The organism is Synechococcus sp. MIT S9220 (assembly GCF_014304815.1).
Taxonomy (GTDB): domain Bacteria; phylum Cyanobacteriota; class Cyanobacteriia; order PCC-6307; family Cyanobiaceae; genus Synechococcus_C.
In genome coordinates, this window is record NZ_CP047958.1 from 22,211 (window position 1) to 38,157 (window position 15,947).

The following is a 15,947-nucleotide window of genomic DNA, read 5'->3' on the forward strand; positions in this document are numbered from 1 at the left end:
GACCTCTCAGCTGCCGACAAGTCGCTCAAGCTCAGCAGGTTTGCTGGCTTTGGCCAATGCTTCCTGTAGAGCGATGTCGCCATCGCTCACGAGATTTTCCAGGGTCTGCATCCCCTGTTCACCGCCGGTTTGGATCTGTGAGTACAGCTGGGCGGTCTTGCCTTCGCGAATCAGGTTGGCGATGGCCGGCGTATTGATCATGATTTCCTGCGCCATGACTCGGCCAAACTGACCAGGTTCGGGATTGCTGCGACGACAGAGCGTCTGGGAGAAGACCGCCACCAGACTTCCGGACAGTTGCACGCGGATCTGGGTTTGCTGTGCGGGTGGGAACACATCCACCATGCGGTCCACGGTTTGGGCGGCAGAACTGGTGTGCAGAGTGCCGAAGACGAGGTGACCGGTCTCCGCGGCACTGATGGCCAGCTGAATGGTTTCCAAGTCGCGCATTTCACCCACCAGGATCACGTCCGGGTCTTCGCGCAGGGCTGCTCTCAGTGCATTGCCAAAACTGCGGGTGTCTTCATTGAGCTGGCGCTGGTGCACCAGGCTTCGGTCGCTTTTGTAGACGAATTCGATTGGGTCCTCAATGGTGAGGATGTGTTCGGCACGGGTGTGATTGATGTGATCGAGCAGCGCCGCCAGGGTGGTGGTCTTGCCTGAGCCTGTTGGTCCGGTGACCAGCACCAGTCCTCTTGGTCGCTTGCTGGTTTCCACCACCACGGGTGGGAGGTTCAGCAATTCGATGCTTGGGATCGTGCTGCCCAGTGCTCTCAGGCAGGCCGCATAGCTGCCTTTCTGGCGATAAACATTCACCCGGAAACGCGCCACTCCTTTGAGTCCGTAGGCGCAGTCGAGTTCCCAAGTTTGCTCCAAAGTCTTGCGTTGGCTGTTGTTGAGCATCGAGAAGATCAGCCGGTTGCAGCTCTCTTCCTGTAGAGCTTCCTCACGCATTGCTCGCAGTTGCCCGCTGAAGCGTCCAAAGGGGGGCTGGCCGCTGGCGATATGCAGGTCACTGCCTCCCTTCTCCACCAGTTCCTGCATGAGGTCTTCGATCATCAGCTCCATCGCTTGCTCCTCAGTGACGTGGGGTCAGGCAGTAAGGACATTCCAGCCAACCTTCCTGAAGTCCGCCACCACAGCCACTGCAGGTGAGCGTGCTCAGGGCTCTGGCCCGCCGCTCTGATTCCAGGCCGGAATCGGTGAGCACCATGCGGCCCACTTCTTCCAGGGTTGTGTGCCCCTCTCTCACTAGATCGAGGCTGTAACCCAGAAGTGTTTTCATGCCTCCCTCAAGAGCCAGCTGGCGCACCATGTCGGTGGTGGCGCCCTTGGCCACGGTGGTCGCCAGCGCTTCGTTCATGCGCAGCACTTCGTAGACCCCGACTCGCCCTTTGTAACCACTGCCCTGACACATGGGGCAAGGATCGGCCTGGCCTTCATGGTGGTTGGCACGGAAGAAACTGACGTCCGCCTCGTTGCTTGCCATCAGCCCGAAGCGACCTAGTTCTTCGGGATCTGGCCGGTAGGCAATACGGCATTGGGGACAGACCCGCCGAAGTAGACGCTGGGACACGATCCCGATCAGTGAGGCGCTGACCATGAAAGGCTCCACACCCATCTCGTCGAGTCTGGCGATGGCGCTAGGGGCGTCATTGCAGTGGAGCGTGGTCAGCACCAGGTGACCAGTGAGAGCAGCTTCGATGGCTGTTTTCGCTGTTTCCAGATCGCGTGTTTCGCCGACCAGCAGCACGTCTGGGTCCTGGCGCATGAAGGCTCTCAGTGCCTGACTGAAATCGAAGCCTTTTTCCCGGTTCACCTGGCATTGGGTAATACCTGGTAGGGCGAATTCGATCGGATCCTCAACTGTGGAGATGTTGATCCCCGGTTCATTGCGTTCGGCCAGCAGGGAATACAGCGTGGTGGATTTGCCCGATCCAGTCGGCCCTGTCACCAGGATCATCCCGAAGGGTTTGGATCCCAGGGTGCGCACGAGCTGAAGTGCTTCAGCATTGGTAATCAGCTTGTCGAGTCCCAGTTGAGTGGCGGAACTGTCCAGCAGCCGCAGCACGATCTTTTCCCCGTAGCGGCTCGGCAGGCTGTTCACGCGGAAATCCACCGTGCGGTTCTGGAACCTTCGCCGGATGCGACCGTCCTGGGGCACGCGCCGTTCGGCGATGTCCAGGTCCGCCATGATCTTGAACCTGGAGGTCACGGCCGGCACCAGTCGGCTCGGAAGGGTTTCGATCTGACTCTGCAGCACTCCGTCCTGACGGAAGCGCAGTTGAAGTCCGGCTTGCTGAGGCTCCACATGGATGTCGCTTGCATCCAGCTCAAGGGCCTGCATCAGGATGCGATCCACCAGATCGATCACGGGGGAGCGTTCTGCATCGTTGAGGCCTGATTCAAGATCCTGCGGTCCTGTGGAGTCCTCAGCTTTCTCGTCTGGATCGGCTTCCAGAATCCCGCCGACGGTGAAATCCTTCAGGTAAGACGTGGCTGTTTCCGCCACGCTTTCGCTTTCTGAACCTTCCGGAGCCGAGGTCTGGCTGTTGGTTGCGACGGCGGAGTTGGATCGCTGCGATGTTTCTGTGATCGCTTGTTCTTGGGCTGGAACTTCATCCTTAATCCCTACGTTCTTGCTGAGCAGCTCCGTCAGGCGTTCGGCAAGCGCGGCGTGACGAACAGGATCAAACCCCTTCGCTTTCAGTTCCTGGAGCAGTGAGGGTTCATCGGCGCTGACGAGCTCGCCTGGGATGGTTCGCTGCAACAGAAGTTCCAGTTCCAGATGCCGGCGGTCGTCGCTCACGGATCAAAGTCGCAGAAAGGTGCGGGCTTCCCCCGCTTGTGGGAGGACTGCCTCACCTATCAACATGTCTAGACGTGAATTCGCAACCGGTCAGCATGAGTGGCGATGCTTCTACCCCAGCGCAGGATCCGTCATCGGCTGGTTCCGACGGCCAGCAACCTGCCGTGACGCCAAATGAAACTCTGGACACGACACCAGTCGTGGAGGAGTCAGCGTCCACTGAAGGGACAGCTGAATCGGAGTCAGGGACTCAGTCCGTTGACAACGACGCCCGTCTTGAGCAGCTCGAGAAGGAGCACTCCGCGCTCAGAGAGGAGCATGAGGTGTTGCGCGGTCAGTACGTACGCATCGCTGCGGACTTCGACAACTTCCGCAAGCGTCAGAGTCGCGACCAGGACGATCTCAAGTTGCAGCTCATCTGCAGCACCCTCACTGAAATCCTCCCCGTTGTGGACAATTTCGAGCGTGCTCGTCAGCAGCTCGATCCTCAGACGGAAGAAGCGCAGGGGCTTCACCGCAGCTATCAGGGGCTCTACAAACAGCTGGTTGAGGTGCTCAAACAGCTGGGTGTTGCTCCGATGCGAGTGGTTGGCCAGGAGTTTGATCCAACCCTGCACGAGGCGGTGCTGCGTGAGCCCAGTGAGGAGCATCCAGAGGATGTGGTGATTGAGGAGCTGCAGCGTGGTTATCACCTCGATGGCCGCGTTTTGCGTCACGCCATGGTCAAGGTGTCGATGGGGCCTGGCCCACAACAAGCTGCCGGCAGCGAGACGTCCACTTCTGATGCTGAGGTCGCCTCTGAAGGGGAGGTTTCGGGAGATGCCAACAGTTGATCAGACCTCTGCTTTTACTGTGATTTTCAGGACGTCCAGCTGATGGCCGATTACTACGAGCTACTCGGTGTCAGCAGGGATGCTGATGCCGACACCCTCAAACGGGCCTATCGGCGACTGGCTCGCCAATATCACCCCGACATCAACAAAGACCCCGGCGCAGAGGATCGCTTCAAAGAGATCGGACGTGCCTACGAGGTTCTCAGTGACCCCCAGACCCGCGGTCGTTACGACCAATTCGGTGAGGCGGGACTCGGTGGCGCGGCTGGCATGCCCGACATGGGCGACATGGGTGGCTTTGCCGATATTTTTGAAACCTTCTTCAGCGGGTTCGGTGGAGCCGCCGGTGGTGGTCGTCAGCAACGCCGTCGTGGACCTCAGCAGGGAGATGACCTGCGCTACGACCTCACGATCGACTTTGAGCAGGGGGTGTTCGGACAGGAGCGGGAGATTCGCGTTCCTCACTTGGAAACCTGCAGCACCTGCAGCGGTAGCGGTGCCAAGAGCGGCAGTGGCCCCACCACTTGCTCCACCTGTGGCGGTGTTGGCCAGGTGCGCCGGGCAACCAGGACCCCTTTCGGCAGTTTCACCCAAGTGGCGGAATGTCCCAGCTGCAATGGCAGTGGTCAGGTGATTGCTGATCCCTGCAATGCCTGTGGCGGACAGGGTGTCACTCAGGTGCGCAAGAAGTTGCGGATCAATATTCCTGCTGGTGTTGACACCGGTACCCGTCTCAGGGTGACCGGCGAGGGCAATGCTGGCTTACGGGGTGGTCCCTCTGGCGACTTGTACGTGTTCCTGACCGTTAAATCCCATCCGTCGTTGCAGAGGGATGGATTGACGGTCCACTCCGAAGTGAAGGTGAGCTATCTCCAGGCGATTCTCGGTGACACCATCGAAGTGGACACAGTGGACGGGCCAACCAGCCTCGAGATTCCTGCTGGAACGCAACCCAATGCCGTTCTCACCCTGGACAACAAGGGCATTCCCAAGCTGGGCAACCCTGTGGCCCGCGGCAATCAACGCATCACGGTCAATGTGAAGCTGCCAACTCGTCTCAACACTGAAGAGAAGGGACTGCTCGAAGAGCTGGCCGGTCATCACTCCGCCAGGGGAGAGCAGCACCATCACCACAAGAGTGGCCTGTTTGCTCGTCTGTTCGGACAGCGTTGACCATGACGGAACGTCTCCCCGATCGTCAGCTCGATCTCTGTGGGACGCCCTGTCCGCTCAATTTCATTCGCTGTCGGCTCACTCTTGAGAGCATGACTGCTGGTCAGTGCCTTCAGGTGGATCTCGATCCTGGTGAGCCAGAAGAGATGGTGGTTCCGGGACTGCGACGTGATGGCCATCAGGTCCATGTGGAGCGTCTCTCGGATGTTCAGGTGCGACTGAAGGTGATCTGTGCCGGTGATTAGCCATGAGCTGCATCCGGGCATGGTCGTTGCACTGCAGGCCAACTATCTCGAGGTGGAGCTTGAGGCCCCACCTGTCGATGTTCCTCCCCGTTTGCTCTGCACGCGTCGCACCCGACTGAACCATCGTGGTGCTGCGGTCCATGTGGGTGATCGTGTGCGTGTGGAAGCCATTGACTGTGATCACGCCAGGGCTGTGGTGGCGGAAGTGGAACCTCGGAGCAGTTTTCTGGTTCGTCCTCCCGTGGCTAATGCCTCATGCATCCTGGTGGCGGTCGCCGTTGAGCAACCTGCTTTTGATGCCGATCAGGTCAGCAGGTTCTTGCTCACGGCTGAGAAGACCGGATTGCAGGTGTTGCTCGTGCTGACCAAGTGCGATCTGCTGGATGCCGATGCCTTGTCAAAACTGCGTAAACGTTTGCAGGGATGGGGGTATGAACCGATTCTTGTGTCCACTCGTTCTGGAATGGGCCTGGAAGAACTGCGCGCCCACTTAGCCACTGTTCCGATCTCGGTGCTTTGCGGCCCCTCGGGGGTTGGTAAGAGTTCGTTGCTGAATGGTCTCCTGCCCGGACTGGCGTTACGGGTGGGTGCGGTGTCAGGTCGTCTGCAGAGGGGGCGCCACACCACGCGTCATGTGGAATTGCATGCGTTCTCTCCTGGCTCCAGGGTTGCTGATACTCCAGGGTTCAACCGTCCGGACTTACCGGATGATGTTTCCAATCTGGAAGTGCTGTTCCCAGAACTGCGTGTCCAGCTTGATCAATACCCCTGCCGTTTCCGTGACTGCCTGCACCGGGATGAACCGGGTTGTGGTGTGACTCGCGACTGGGAGCGCTATCCCATGTATCGCAAAGCTGTGGAGGAGCTTCTTGAGATCAGCCGCCCATTCCGGGCAGGTTGAGATCGAGCCCGCCGGTGAGCTCCTGCATTCGCTCCTTCATGGTTCCAGTGGAGCGTTCGTAGGCCGATTGAAGTGCGGCGAGTGTGGCGGTTTCAGCGGCTTCTTGCCCTTCATTCAGCAGGCTGGGATCCAACTTCACACGTAGGGGCTGCTGGTTGCCGGAGAGCCAGATGCAGGCTCGGCCGTCTTCGCTGCTGCCTTCGATCTCCATGGCATCGAGCTCTTCCTGCAGTTTCTGAGCGTCTTGCTGGATCTGCTGTGCCTTGCGGAAGGCTTCGGTGAGCTGTCCAAAATTGGGAAGTCCGAACCCGGCCATGGCATCGCTGAAGGAACCGAAAGGTTAGGCCGCCATCTCGAACCCCAGTCGTTTCACTTCAGGCTGGAGCTGGATGCCGTGGGCATCGGCTACCTCCTGTTGCACCAAGCCAATCAGGTTGCGGATATCTGCAGCCCGGGCTCCTCCAGTGTTGACAATGAAGTTGGCGTGCACTTCAGAGACCTGCGCCCCACCGACACGGCGGCCTTTCAGGCCAAGACCTTCGATCAAACGACCGGCCTTTGCAGGTTCTGGATTGCGAAAGACGCTGCCACAGCTCGGTTGCTTGTAGGGCTGGGTGCTGGTGCGATGGTTGAGATTTTCGCTGGTGCGCTGTTGCAGCTCGGTCGGATCATGACCTGCTTCCAGCTGAAATTCGGCGGCCACCACCAGGAAGGGTTGGGTCTGTAGAGCACTGTGGCGGTACGCGAAATCGAGTGATTCCCGCTCAAGCCTCCGGATCCTGAAATCATCGCCTTGCAGAGGAACCACATCCACGCTGAGCAGCCGTTCAGCGGTACAACCACCCTGGGCACCGGCGTTCATCACAGCGGCTCCGCCGACCGTGCCAGGGATGCCCACGGCCCACTCCAGCCCTTGCAATCCTTTTCGCGCCGCACGCCTTGCCAAGGTCGGGATCGGTTCACCAGAACTTGCCCGCACCCTGCCGGTCTGGGCGTTCAGTTCAAGTCCCTGCAGCCGTCTCAGGCAGAGAGTGAGTCCTGGAAGCCCTGCATCAGCAATCAGCAGATTGGAGCCTGCACCGATCACACGGACGGGTAATCCTTCGTTTGCTGCCCAATGGAGCAGGGTGGAAATCTGCTGGGTTTGATTCGGTTCGCCCAACCATTGCGCTGGTCCGCCCACTCGCCAGGTTGTGTAGTGGGCCAGGGACACCTGCTCTTGCAGGATTCCCTGTTCCTTCAGGTCTCTCAAGCTGTCAGTGTCGACTGACATGACGTCTGCTCCTGCAAGGCGTTCGGTGACAGCCGTGACCAGAGACTGTTCACATCACCGGCTCCCATGGCCAGTACGAGGTCATCGGCACAGCTGTGCTCCCGAACAAGATCAGCCAGTTCGTCCATGGTGTCGGCCACCAGAACCGTCTGATCGGCACTGTGTTGCTGAATGCACGATGCCAGGGCTTTGCTGCTGACACCGGGGATTGGAGTTTCACCGGCTGAAAACACCGGAGCCAAAACAACGATGTCGACGTTGGAGAGCGCCACCGCGAATTCGTTCTGAAATTCCTGAGTGCGGCTGTATCGATGCGGTTGGAAGACCGCCAACAGTCGTTTTGGACTTCGCGGCAGTGGGCTTCGCCCACTGGACACCATCAGAGCGGCCATCGCCAGGGTCGCCGCCACTTCACTGGGGTGATGGGCGTAGTCGTCCACCACCAGACGTCCCTGCCAGTCGCCCCGATAGTCGAAGCGGCGTCCAGGTGTCTTGAGTTCATTCAGGTGGGTCACCAGACGCTCGAGAGGAATTCCTTCCAAACGACAGGCAGCGAGAGCCCCCAGGGCATTGCTCAGGTTGTGCAGCCCTGGCAGCGGCAACGTGATTCGGCCGACATACTCAGCCTGTTCATAGAGATCGGCAACCGTGTGATCGCCTTCAAGGGCTACCGGCAGAGCGGCGAAATCAACATTGTCGCTGCGTTGCACTGACCACCAGGCATCAGCTTGGAAGTGTTCGCTCAGGATCGGGTCGTCCTGATTGGCAAGCAATCGACCGCAACCGGCGGCGAAGCGGCGCATGGTGGTGATCAGATCATCGAGATCCCTGTAGTGATCGGTGTGATCCAGTTCCAGGTTCGTAATCACTCCCAGAGTTGCGTTGAATTTCACCAGGGAGCCATCGGATTCATCGGCTTCTGCCACCAGCAGCCGGCCGGAGCCCGCATGTCCGTTGCTTCCGTAGCAGGGAACGATTCCACCAATCACAGCGGTTGGATCTTCACCAGCGCTGTGAAGAAGTGACGTCACCACTGTGCTTGTGGTGGTTTTGCCGTGACTTCCCGCGACCGCAATTGAAGGCTGTTGATCGATCAGGGCAGCGAGCAGATCGGAGCGGTGCCAGACAGTTAGCTGCAATTGCCGGGCCGCGGCCAGTTCAGCATTGCTTTCGGGGATGGCGCTGCTGATCACCACCAAGGGTGTAGCTAAACCACGTGTTTTCAGTTCATCAAAATTATTTGCAGTTTGCGAGGCGAAAGCCACCATGCCAAGCGACTGCAGGGCCTCCATTGCTGGGGACATCTTGCGGTCGGAGCCACTCACCTGGTGACCGCGGCTGAGCAGAATTCTCGCCAGGGCAGACATGCCGATTCCGCCTGCACCGATGAAGTGCACTGAGGAAGGGCTGTCAAGCGATCTGCTCAAGAACAAATGCCGTGGACGCGCACGATAAATCAGCATTTCCTGCTGACCACCAATCGGCGCAGACTGTCGCGCTAGCCCCCTCAAAAATTTGATGCTGGGGCTGTTTCATTGGAAATTAGCGATTTCTGTATGATCAGCGGCCATTCCCTGCGGATTGTCCGCTCCTCATATGACTCTGCGCGTTGCGATCAATGGATTCGGCCGAATCGGTCGCAATGTGATGCGGGGTTGGATCAGCCGTGGCGCTGACACCGACATCGAGATTGTGGGCGTCAATGCCACCTCGGACCCCAAGACCAGTGCTCACCTGCTGACCTACGACTCCATTCTGGGCAAGCTCGATCCCAGCGTGAAGATCGAAACCACTGACGACTCGATGATCGTCAATGGCAAGCAGGTGAAGTTCTTCTCCGACCGCAATCCCCTCAATTGCCCCTGGAAGGACTGGGGCGTGGATCTGGTTCTTGAGTCGACCGGTGTCTTCAACACCGACGAGAAGGCCAGCATGCACATTCAGGCCGGTGCCAAGAAGGTGATTCTCACCGCTCCTGGCAAAGGCCCCAAGGTCGGCACGTTCGTGGTCGGTGTGAATGAGGATCAATACCGTCATGAAGATTTCGACATCCTCAGCAACGCCAGCTGCACCACCAACTGCCTCGCCCCGCTGGTGAAAGTGATCGATCAGTCGATCGGCATTAACCGTGGCCTAATGACCACCATTCACAGTTACACAGGCGACCAGAGGATTCTCGACAACAACCATCGCGATCTGCGTCGTGCTCGTGCCGCTGCTGTGAACATGGTTCCCACCTCCACGGGTGCAGCCCAAGCCGTGGCTCTGGTCTACCCCCCTGTGAAGGGCAAGTTCACTGGTATCGCCATGCGCGTTCCGACTCCGAACGTTTCAGCCGTTGATCTCGTGTTCGAGTCCAACCGCGCCTCTTCCGTGGATGAGATCAAATCGATCCTCAAGGCAGCTGCTGATGGTCCGATGAGCAAGATCATCAAGTACGGCGATCTGCCCTTGGTGTCCAGCGACTACGCCGGCACGAATCAGTCGACCATTTTTGACGCGGATCTGACCCTTGCCATGGGTGACAACTTCTTCAAAATCGTTGCCTGGTACGACAACGAGTGGGGCTACAGCCAAAGAGTTGTGGACCTTGCCGAGGTCGTGGCCAGGAACTGGAAATAATCAGGATTTGAGCTGATTTTCAATCCCTCCCACTGGGAGGGATTTTTTTTGGTCACTCATCATTCAGAGCAGAGCCGAAGTGATCAAACTCTGCAGCGGTCACAGGACGGCTGGTCTCACTCCAGACGATCTGATTGCTCTCCGCGGTGATACAGCCGATGCGCTGGCTGTCCGGTTGATGTTCAAGCCAGCGTTGGGCCCAGAGGGCTGGGAGACTCAGCACCAATTCAAAATCCTCACCACCGTTCAGGCACCATTGATCCCAGAGCTCGCCAGAGGGCCAGCCTTCCGCTCGCGGAAGCCAGTCATGGGTGAGTTGAGCTCCGCACTCACTGCTGTTGCAAAGAGCCTGCACCGCCGCCAGGAGACCGTCACTGCTATCCGTGCCGGCGGCTCTCCAGGGCAAGTTTTCAGGTTTGTTCTCGAGCAGCGTGGTTAAGGCATCCAGCCTGGGTCTGGGGCGGCGATGTTGGCTGATGGCCTGGTGTTGAAGGGCTTCCATCAGTGCACTGGTGCCATCCAGAGTCGGATCACCTTGAAGCAGTGCTAGCCCTAAACGGCTTAGTCCATGGGGCCCGCTGGTGACGAGCCAATCGCCTGGACAAGCATCACCACGATGCAGGCGTAAAGGCCCGAGTCGACCGAGTGCGGTGACCGAGATCAGTTTTTCTGTGCCTGCGGAGCAGTCTCCTCCCAGCAGGATCCCTCCATAGCAGTTGAGCGCTTCGCTGATACCGCAGTACAGATCCTCAACCCAGCTCCATGGAGTGCTTCCCGGTGCCACCAGAGCCACTGTGATCCCATCCACAGCAACGGCGCCGCTGGCTGCCAGATCCGACAGGTTGGTTGCCACGGCCCGCCAGCCCACATCCGCTGGACTTGTGGTGCGGTCACTGAAGTGAATTCCATCCACAAGCACGTCGGTGTTCACCAGCAGCTGCCGGGAGTCGGCGGCCAGGGTGCACGTGTCATCAGCCAGCTGGCCAGGAGGAGCGAAGCGAGCTAGCCGCCTGAGCAGCTCCGCTTCACCCAGCCCAGCCAGTGTGACCGTCACGGAGCTCAGGCGTGCTGCTGGAGTCGATCGGCCCCTTCGACCACTTTGATCCGTTTGATCTCATCGTTGACGCCCAGTTCCTCGAGCACATCGAATCCGTCAACGACATAACCGAAGGCTGCATTGCGCCCATCCACCAGATTCAGCCCTGCTGGTGTCAGCTCTGCTTCGTAGAGAAACAGAAAGAACTGGGATGAGCCGTCATCAAGGGCCTGATCGGAGTGTGCCCAACCCAGCGTTCCCAGGGTGGCAAAGGGAAGCACCGGAGTGGCTTTGAACATGCCGACGTCTTCGAAGGTTTGGTTGTAAAGAGTTTCCGGTTCATCGGGAACACGGATTTCCAAGGGCACGTGGCGTTCCTGCTTGGTTTTTGGATCCACATAGCCAATGTCAGGTCCTTTGGGATCTCCGCTCTGCAGGATGTAGAAATCTTCCGCACGGTTGAAGGGCAGGCCGTCATAGAAGCCCTTCAGGCTGAGATCAATGAATGCACCCGCAGTCAGCGGTGCGTTGTAACCATCCACCACAGCCGTGAGATCGCCTTCAGTGGTTTCGATGACCACGGTGGCTCGGCCTGCCAGCCGTGGCAGGTCGTCGAATTCCGACGGGATGTCAGGCAGCCGATCATCAATCAGCAGTGATTCCAGATCACCGATCTGGCTGAGGGTCTTGCGTCGTGACTGGATAAACCCGGCTTTGTCTTTGTTTTCAATGCGTTCCTGCAGAACGTTCAGGTCATCGGCCACTGCATCAAGGATCTGCTCGGCCTTGGATTGATCATCGCTGGGCATCGCGGCGATGATCGCCTCCCTTCTGTTGCTCAGCAGGGATTGCGTGCGTTTGAGACCGCGTCCGAGAGCACTCCAGCGCTTGGCACGCAAGTCATCACTGGTGCCTTCAAGTTGATGTTGAAGATCGCGCAGGTCCTGCTGATGCATGGGCAACGAATCACGCAGGATCGCTGCTGGATCCTGCACGGCGTTTCCCTGGGGGAGTCCCGCCAAGGCGGGTGGGGTCCAGGCCAGGCCAACCATGATCAGCAGGCTGATAAGCCATGCGCTAAAGCGTTGAAATCCCAACCGAATCGCCAAGGAGAACCCCAGGTGCTGAAAGGACTTTGGCACAGCCGTATGATCCCCTGAACCGTTCGGCGGGAATGATCTCCAGCAACGACTTTCGCACCGGCACCACGATCGAGCTCGACGGTGCCGTTTGGCGCGTGGTCGAGTTCCTGCACGTGAAGCCTGGCAAAGGGTCGGCCTTCGTTCGCACCAAGCTCAAGGCGGTTCAGACCGGGAGCGTTGTCGACAAAACCTTCCGTGCCGGAGAGATGCTTCCTCAGGCTGTTCTGGAGAAAGCCACTCTCCAGCACACCTATATGGAGGGTGAGGACTATGTCTTTATGGACATGTCGAGCTATGAGGAAACTCGCCTCACCGCTCAGCAGATCGGTGACAGCCGCAAGTACCTCAAGGAGGGCATGGAAGTGAGTGTGGTCTCGTGGAACGAGAAGCCCCTCGAAGTGGAATTGCCCAACTCCGTTGTGCTGGAGATCACCCAGACCGATCCTGGTGTGAAAGGTGATACTGCCACCGGTGGAACCAAGCCTGCGATCCTTGAAACTGGTGCTCAGGTGATGGTTCCTCTGTTTCTCTCGATTGGCGAGAAGATCAAGGTGGACACGCGCAATGATTCCTATCTGGGTCGGGAGAGCAGCTGACTATGCAACTCGATCACGATCAGCTGCACAAGCTTTTGGATGCCCTGGGTGAAAGCGATATCCAGGAGTTCCGCCTTGAAGGCGACGACTTCCGTCTGGAAGTTCGTCGCAACCTGCCGGTTACAGCCGTCGCTGCCCCGGTGGTCCCTGTTGCTCAGGTTCCAGCACCGGTGCCAGTCGTTGATGTTCCCGCCCAGGGAGAATCAGCCTCAGCGGCTCCACCGGCTGCGGCGGGTTCCCGTTCTGACCTGGTCGATGTCACAGCACCAATGGTCGGCACCTTCTACACCGCTCCTGCCCCAGGTGAAGCTCCCTTCGTGGAGATCGGTAATCGGATCAATGCCGGTCAGACAATCTGCATTCTTGAAGCCATGAAGCTCATGAACGAGCTGGAGGCCGAGGTCGCAGGTGAAGTGGTTGAAATCCTTGTGGATAACGGCACCCCGGTGGAATTCGGTCAGGTGCTGATGCGCGTCAAGCCCGGCTGAGTTCCCAGGCCGCCTGGATGGCGGCCAGCATGCTTGTTCCTCTTGCCACTCCTTGTCCGGCGATGTCGAAGCCGGTGCCGTGGTCGGGGGAGGTTCGTAGAAAAGACAAGCCCAGAGTGGTGTTCACGGCCTGATCGAAGGCCAGCAACTTCACCGGAATCAGACCCTGATCGTGATACAAGGCCAGGATTCCATCAGGTCCGACCTGACCAGCACTGTTGCTCCATGCTTCAGCAGCACTCAACCAGCACGTGTCTGGAGGGAGGGGGCCTCTCAGTTGCACGCAAGGATGCTTGCTCGCCCAGCGCTCCAGTAGCGGGTTCAGCCACTGCTGCTCTTCACCTCCCAGTTGTCCTTGCTCTCCGGCATGTGGGTTGAGTCCGGCCACCAGCAATTGAGGAGCGGGATTGAAACGCAGGCAGAACCCTGCGAGTTCATCGAGCTTGCGTTCAACCAGATCCGCCGTGAGAACCTCTGGTACTTGTCCAAGCGGGATGTGTGTGGTGGCCAGCAAGGTGTTCAGCCTCCATCCGGTTGCCGGTGAGACAGCCGTGAACAGCATCGAGGCAGTGTTGCGTCCATCCAGTTCCGCAAGACGTTCGGTCTGCCCGGGATAGCGATGTCCGGCTTGATGCCAGGCATGTTTCGCGATCGGTGCGGTCACCAGTGCCCGTGCTTGTTGCTGTTGGACCAGCTCCACAGCTCTGCTCAGCCATTGGAAACCTGCCTCTCCACTTGTTGGTCCTGCGTCGCCGGGTTCGAGAGGCCCTCCGGGCACTGGTAAATCCTCAATGCTCAATGCATCTGGATCTGCGATGGGATCCTGCGAATGCACTCTGAGCTGGTCAGCGGTCTTTTGCAGGCTGGCCTTGCAGCCGACAAGCAGAGGCATCGGCATGTCCCCTGGCCGCCTGGGATCAGCCAGGGCTTTCAGCGTGACTTCCATGCCGATCCCAGCAGGATCACCGAGTGCGATTACGAGGCGCTGCTTAGCGTCATGGCATTCGATGGATGGGGTCATGCTGCGTTGGCTGGTGATCGGCCTGTTGCTCTACGGCCTGGGAACGGCGTTTCGGGAGGGATGGCTGGAAGTTCAGTGGAGTCGCTTGTTGCATGATGCAGGTCTGACCTTTATCGATCCTGATCAGCCCTTGAAGCTGGATCAGGTTCCTCTGCTTAGCCCGAAGCGCTCTGAGTCGGATTCCCCATGAGTCTTTCCGCTTCCAGACAGTGGGCAAGCCCACTGCGGAAGTTGGGATGAACCATGGTGTAGCCAAGTGTCTTGCAGAGAAGATCGTTGCTCACTCTGCGGTTTTCGGCCCAGAAACTTCGGGCCATGGCGCTCATGTCAGCTTCAGCATCCGTGTAATTGCGAGTCTCTGGAAGGTCGCAGTCCAAAAGGTCTGCGGCATGGCGCTGCATCACATGACTGGGAGCGGGCTCATGATCACAGAGGTTCACGACGGGAGGGTGCTGTCCTGCAGCAGAGCAGTGCATTAAGTGCAGGCAGGCCGCGGCGATGTCATCGACATGCACCCGGCAGAACACCTGGCCCGGCTTATGGACAGGCTTCAGGCTGCCGGCCTTCACAGCCGCGAGGGGTGAGCGACCTGGTCCGTAGATCCCTGGTAAACGCAGAATCTGCACTGGCAGACCACTGTTCATCCACTCCTGTTCACAGACCAGGCGTCTGCGGCTGCGGTCCTGACCGGGTTGTGGTGGATCCGCTTCGCTCACCCAGGCCCCCTCTGTGTTGCCATAGACGCCTGTGGTCGACAGATAGCCCGCCCAACGAAGCGGTAGTTGCCTGAGCTGAGGCCCCAGTGTCCGCAACACAGGGTCGTTCTGATCCCGCCCTGGTGGAATCGTGCTCAGTAGATGGGTCACGCCATCCAGCTCAGCGTCCGTTGGTATCAGGTTTTGGGCAGTGTCAAAACGTAGATCTCTGCTCTCGGGATCGGGGTTTCTGCTCGTGGTGAGCACCCTGATGTTCAGGGCCTCAGCCAGTGCCGCCAGCCGGCGTCCACTGAAGCCGGCTCCAAGGATGCACAACGTGGATCCAGCGGGCAGTGATTGGCAACGGTTGACAAGTGATTCCGTCATGAGTACAAACGTATCAGTGGCAATGCAGTCGTGACCAGTTCCTGTCTTCCCCTGATGTCGTCTCAGTCATCCATGCTGCCTCGAAGTGCTGGCAATCGCAGCATGGTCGTGGAAACTGGCGAGAGCACTGCTCTGCGTCGCTTGGCGGCAACCGTCTTCGCCTCGGTGTTGGTGAGTGCGGCCTTTGTGCTGGCACCCGAGCAGCCTGAACAGCAGGCCTCAATTTGTCAGCAGCATCATTCAGCAGAAGCTTGCAGAGTTTGGTGATGCAGGTCGGGTTCAGTCGTTTCAGGCAGCCTCGAGGCCCCAGTTCTGATGACTCTGGTGATTGAGTGATGCATCAGGTGCCATTGATGCATGAGAGGTTTGATTCAATTCGGGTTGAGCCCACTGCAGAAGTCTCAGGGCAAGCCGCAAATCTCCATCCATCCAGGCACGGATCGCCATGGCTCGTCGCGGATCGTAAAAGCGTTGGCGTCGATACCAATCAAAAACTTCAGAATCAGATTTGTGCCCATTGCATGAGAGACAGGCTGGAACGCAGTTTTCGGTGGTGCTTAAACCGCCCTTAGCTCTTGGAAGAATATGATCAATCGATTCAGATTGTTTTCCGCAGTAAATACAGCTTTTACCGGTGTAAGTATGTAGTGATTGACGCCATCTTCGGACTCGCAGTTTGGGGCATAGATCTTCAAGGAAAACCGCGTCCCTGTTATGCATCCGAAT

The 15,947-nt window shown here is 58.5% G+C and carries 19 protein-coding genes; 9 read left to right on the forward strand and 10 right to left on the reverse strand.

Annotation, left to right across the window (positions count from 1 at the left end):
* Positions 1-6: 6 nt before the first annotated feature.
* Both SynMITS9220_RS00095 and SynMITS9220_RS00100 read right to left on the reverse strand, forming a co-directional pair.
* On the reverse strand, positions 7-1,068 hold the full coding sequence (locus SynMITS9220_RS00095; RefSeq protein WP_186989865.1) for a type IV pilus twitching motility protein PilT: 1,062 nt from the start codon (positions 1,066-1,068) through the stop codon (positions 7-9).
* Positions 1,069-1,078: 10 nt separating this feature from the next.
* Complete coding sequence (locus tag SynMITS9220_RS00100; RefSeq protein WP_186989867.1) at positions 1,079-2,809, reverse strand: ATPase, T2SS/T4P/T4SS family; 1,731 nt, start codon at positions 2,807-2,809, stop codon at positions 1,079-1,081.
* Positions 2,810-2,904: 95 nt separating this feature from the next.
* On the opposite strand from SynMITS9220_RS00100, the gene grpE reads away from it, so the two are divergent.
* From grpE to rsgA, 4 genes are read left to right on the forward strand one after another with little or no spacing between them, the layout of a single operon-like run.
* Entirely contained in the window at positions 2,905-3,642 is a 738-nt protein-coding gene (gene grpE / locus SynMITS9220_RS00105) for a nucleotide exchange factor GrpE (RefSeq protein ID WP_186991648.1), read from the forward strand.
* Positions 3,643-3,684: 42 nt separating this feature from the next.
* The gene (gene dnaJ, locus SynMITS9220_RS00110; RefSeq protein WP_067093422.1) at positions 3,685-4,815 is read left to right on the forward strand and encodes a molecular chaperone DnaJ; all 1,131 of its coding nucleotides are present in this window, start codon (positions 3,685-3,687) and stop codon (positions 4,813-4,815) included.
* A 2-nt stretch (positions 4,816-4,817) separates the two neighbouring features.
* Positions 4,818-5,060 carry a sulfurtransferase TusA family protein gene (locus SynMITS9220_RS00115; protein ID WP_067093421.1) on the forward strand — a complete coding sequence of 81 codons (243 nt, stop codon included), beginning with the start codon at positions 4,818-4,820 and terminating at the stop codon, positions 5,058-5,060.
* 19 nt (positions 5,061-5,079) lie between these two features.
* Positions 5,080-5,961 carry a ribosome small subunit-dependent GTPase A gene (gene rsgA / locus SynMITS9220_RS00120; RefSeq protein ID WP_186991651.1) on the forward strand — a complete coding sequence of 294 codons (882 nt, stop codon included), beginning with the start codon at positions 5,080-5,082 and terminating at the stop codon, positions 5,959-5,961.
* On the opposite strand, the gene SynMITS9220_RS00125 is transcribed toward rsgA, so the two are convergent.
* Genes SynMITS9220_RS00125 through murC form a run of 3 tightly spaced genes read right to left on the reverse strand, consistent with a single transcriptional unit; the run spans position 5,936 to position 8,661 of the window.
* A complete protein-coding gene (locus SynMITS9220_RS00125) occupies positions 5,936-6,277 on the reverse strand; it encodes a YbaB/EbfC family nucleoid-associated protein (protein WP_186989870.1) in 342 nt (113 codons plus the stop codon). The two genes, rsgA and SynMITS9220_RS00125, sit on opposite strands and share 26 nt — an antisense overlap.
* 24 nt (positions 6,278-6,301) lie before the next feature.
* Complete coding sequence (gene murB, locus SynMITS9220_RS00130; RefSeq protein ID WP_186989871.1) at positions 6,302-7,234, reverse strand: UDP-N-acetylmuramate dehydrogenase; 933 nt, start codon at positions 7,232-7,234, stop codon at positions 6,302-6,304.
* Positions 7,210-8,661, reverse strand: a complete 1,452-nt coding sequence (gene murC / locus SynMITS9220_RS00135) for a UDP-N-acetylmuramate--L-alanine ligase (protein ID WP_186989873.1) — start codon at positions 8,659-8,661, stop codon at positions 7,210-7,212. The genes murB and murC overlap by 25 nt, the downstream gene beginning before the upstream one ends.
* Positions 8,662-8,830: 169 nt before the next feature.
* Between murC and gap the strand changes: the two genes are divergently transcribed.
* Positions 8,831-9,856, forward strand: coding sequence for a type I glyceraldehyde-3-phosphate dehydrogenase (gene gap / locus SynMITS9220_RS00140; RefSeq protein WP_115125897.1), 1,026 nt, complete (start codon positions 8,831-8,833; stop codon positions 9,854-9,856).
* Between the two features lie 52 nt (positions 9,857-9,908).
* On the opposite strand, the gene thiL is transcribed toward gap, so the two are convergent.
* Entirely contained in the window at positions 9,909-10,910 is a 1,002-nt protein-coding gene (gene thiL / locus SynMITS9220_RS00145) for a thiamine-phosphate kinase (protein ID WP_186989875.1), read from the reverse strand.
* A gap of 5 nt (positions 10,911-10,915) precedes the next feature.
* On the reverse strand, positions 10,916-12,034 hold the full coding sequence (locus SynMITS9220_RS00150; RefSeq protein WP_370594348.1) for a peptidylprolyl isomerase: 1,119 nt from the start codon (positions 12,032-12,034) through the stop codon (positions 10,916-10,918).
* A 32-nt stretch (positions 12,035-12,066) separates the two neighbouring features.
* Here SynMITS9220_RS00150 and efp point away from each other — a divergent pair, with 32 nt between their 5' ends.
* Together efp and accB are read left to right on the forward strand one after the other, a co-directional pair.
* The gene (gene efp / locus SynMITS9220_RS00155; RefSeq protein ID WP_186991654.1) at positions 12,067-12,630 is read left to right on the forward strand and encodes an elongation factor P; all 564 of its coding nucleotides are present in this window, start codon (positions 12,067-12,069) and stop codon (positions 12,628-12,630) included.
* 2 nt (positions 12,631-12,632) lie between these two features.
* Positions 12,633-13,118 carry an acetyl-CoA carboxylase biotin carboxyl carrier protein gene (accB, locus tag SynMITS9220_RS00160; RefSeq protein ID WP_186989877.1) on the forward strand — a complete coding sequence of 162 codons (486 nt, stop codon included), beginning with the start codon at positions 12,633-12,635 and terminating at the stop codon, positions 13,116-13,118.
* On the opposite strand, the gene pdxA is transcribed toward accB, so the two are convergent.
* The gene (gene pdxA, locus SynMITS9220_RS00165) at positions 13,105-14,139 is read right to left on the reverse strand and encodes a 4-hydroxythreonine-4-phosphate dehydrogenase PdxA (RefSeq protein ID WP_186989879.1); all 1,035 of its coding nucleotides are present in this window, start codon (positions 14,137-14,139) and stop codon (positions 13,105-13,107) included. The genes accB and pdxA overlap by 14 nt on opposite strands.
* Between pdxA and SynMITS9220_RS00170 the strand changes: the two genes are divergently transcribed.
* A complete protein-coding gene (locus tag SynMITS9220_RS00170) occupies positions 14,138-14,329 on the forward strand; it encodes a 4-hydroxythreonine-4-phosphate dehydrogenase (RefSeq protein WP_186989881.1) in 192 nt (63 codons plus the stop codon). The genes pdxA and SynMITS9220_RS00170 overlap by 2 nt on opposite strands.
* On the opposite strand, the gene SynMITS9220_RS00175 is transcribed toward SynMITS9220_RS00170, so the two are convergent.
* Positions 14,295-15,221, reverse strand: coding sequence for an SDR family oxidoreductase (locus SynMITS9220_RS00175; protein ID WP_186989883.1), 927 nt, complete (start codon positions 15,219-15,221; stop codon positions 14,295-14,297). The two genes, SynMITS9220_RS00170 and SynMITS9220_RS00175, sit on opposite strands and share 35 nt — an antisense overlap.
* A gap of 72 nt (positions 15,222-15,293) precedes the next feature.
* On the opposite strand from SynMITS9220_RS00175, the gene SynMITS9220_RS00180 reads away from it, so the two are divergent.
* On the forward strand, positions 15,294-15,488 hold the full coding sequence (locus tag SynMITS9220_RS00180; protein WP_067093411.1) for a serine protease inhibitor: 195 nt from the start codon (positions 15,294-15,296) through the stop codon (positions 15,486-15,488).
* 21 nt (positions 15,489-15,509) lie between these two features.
* Here SynMITS9220_RS00180 and SynMITS9220_RS00185 read toward each other — a convergent pair whose 3' ends face one another.
* A complete protein-coding gene (locus SynMITS9220_RS00185; RefSeq protein WP_115125903.1) occupies positions 15,510-15,941 on the reverse strand; it encodes an HNH endonuclease in 432 nt (143 codons plus the stop codon).
* Between the last annotated feature and the right edge of the window lie 6 nt (positions 15,942-15,947).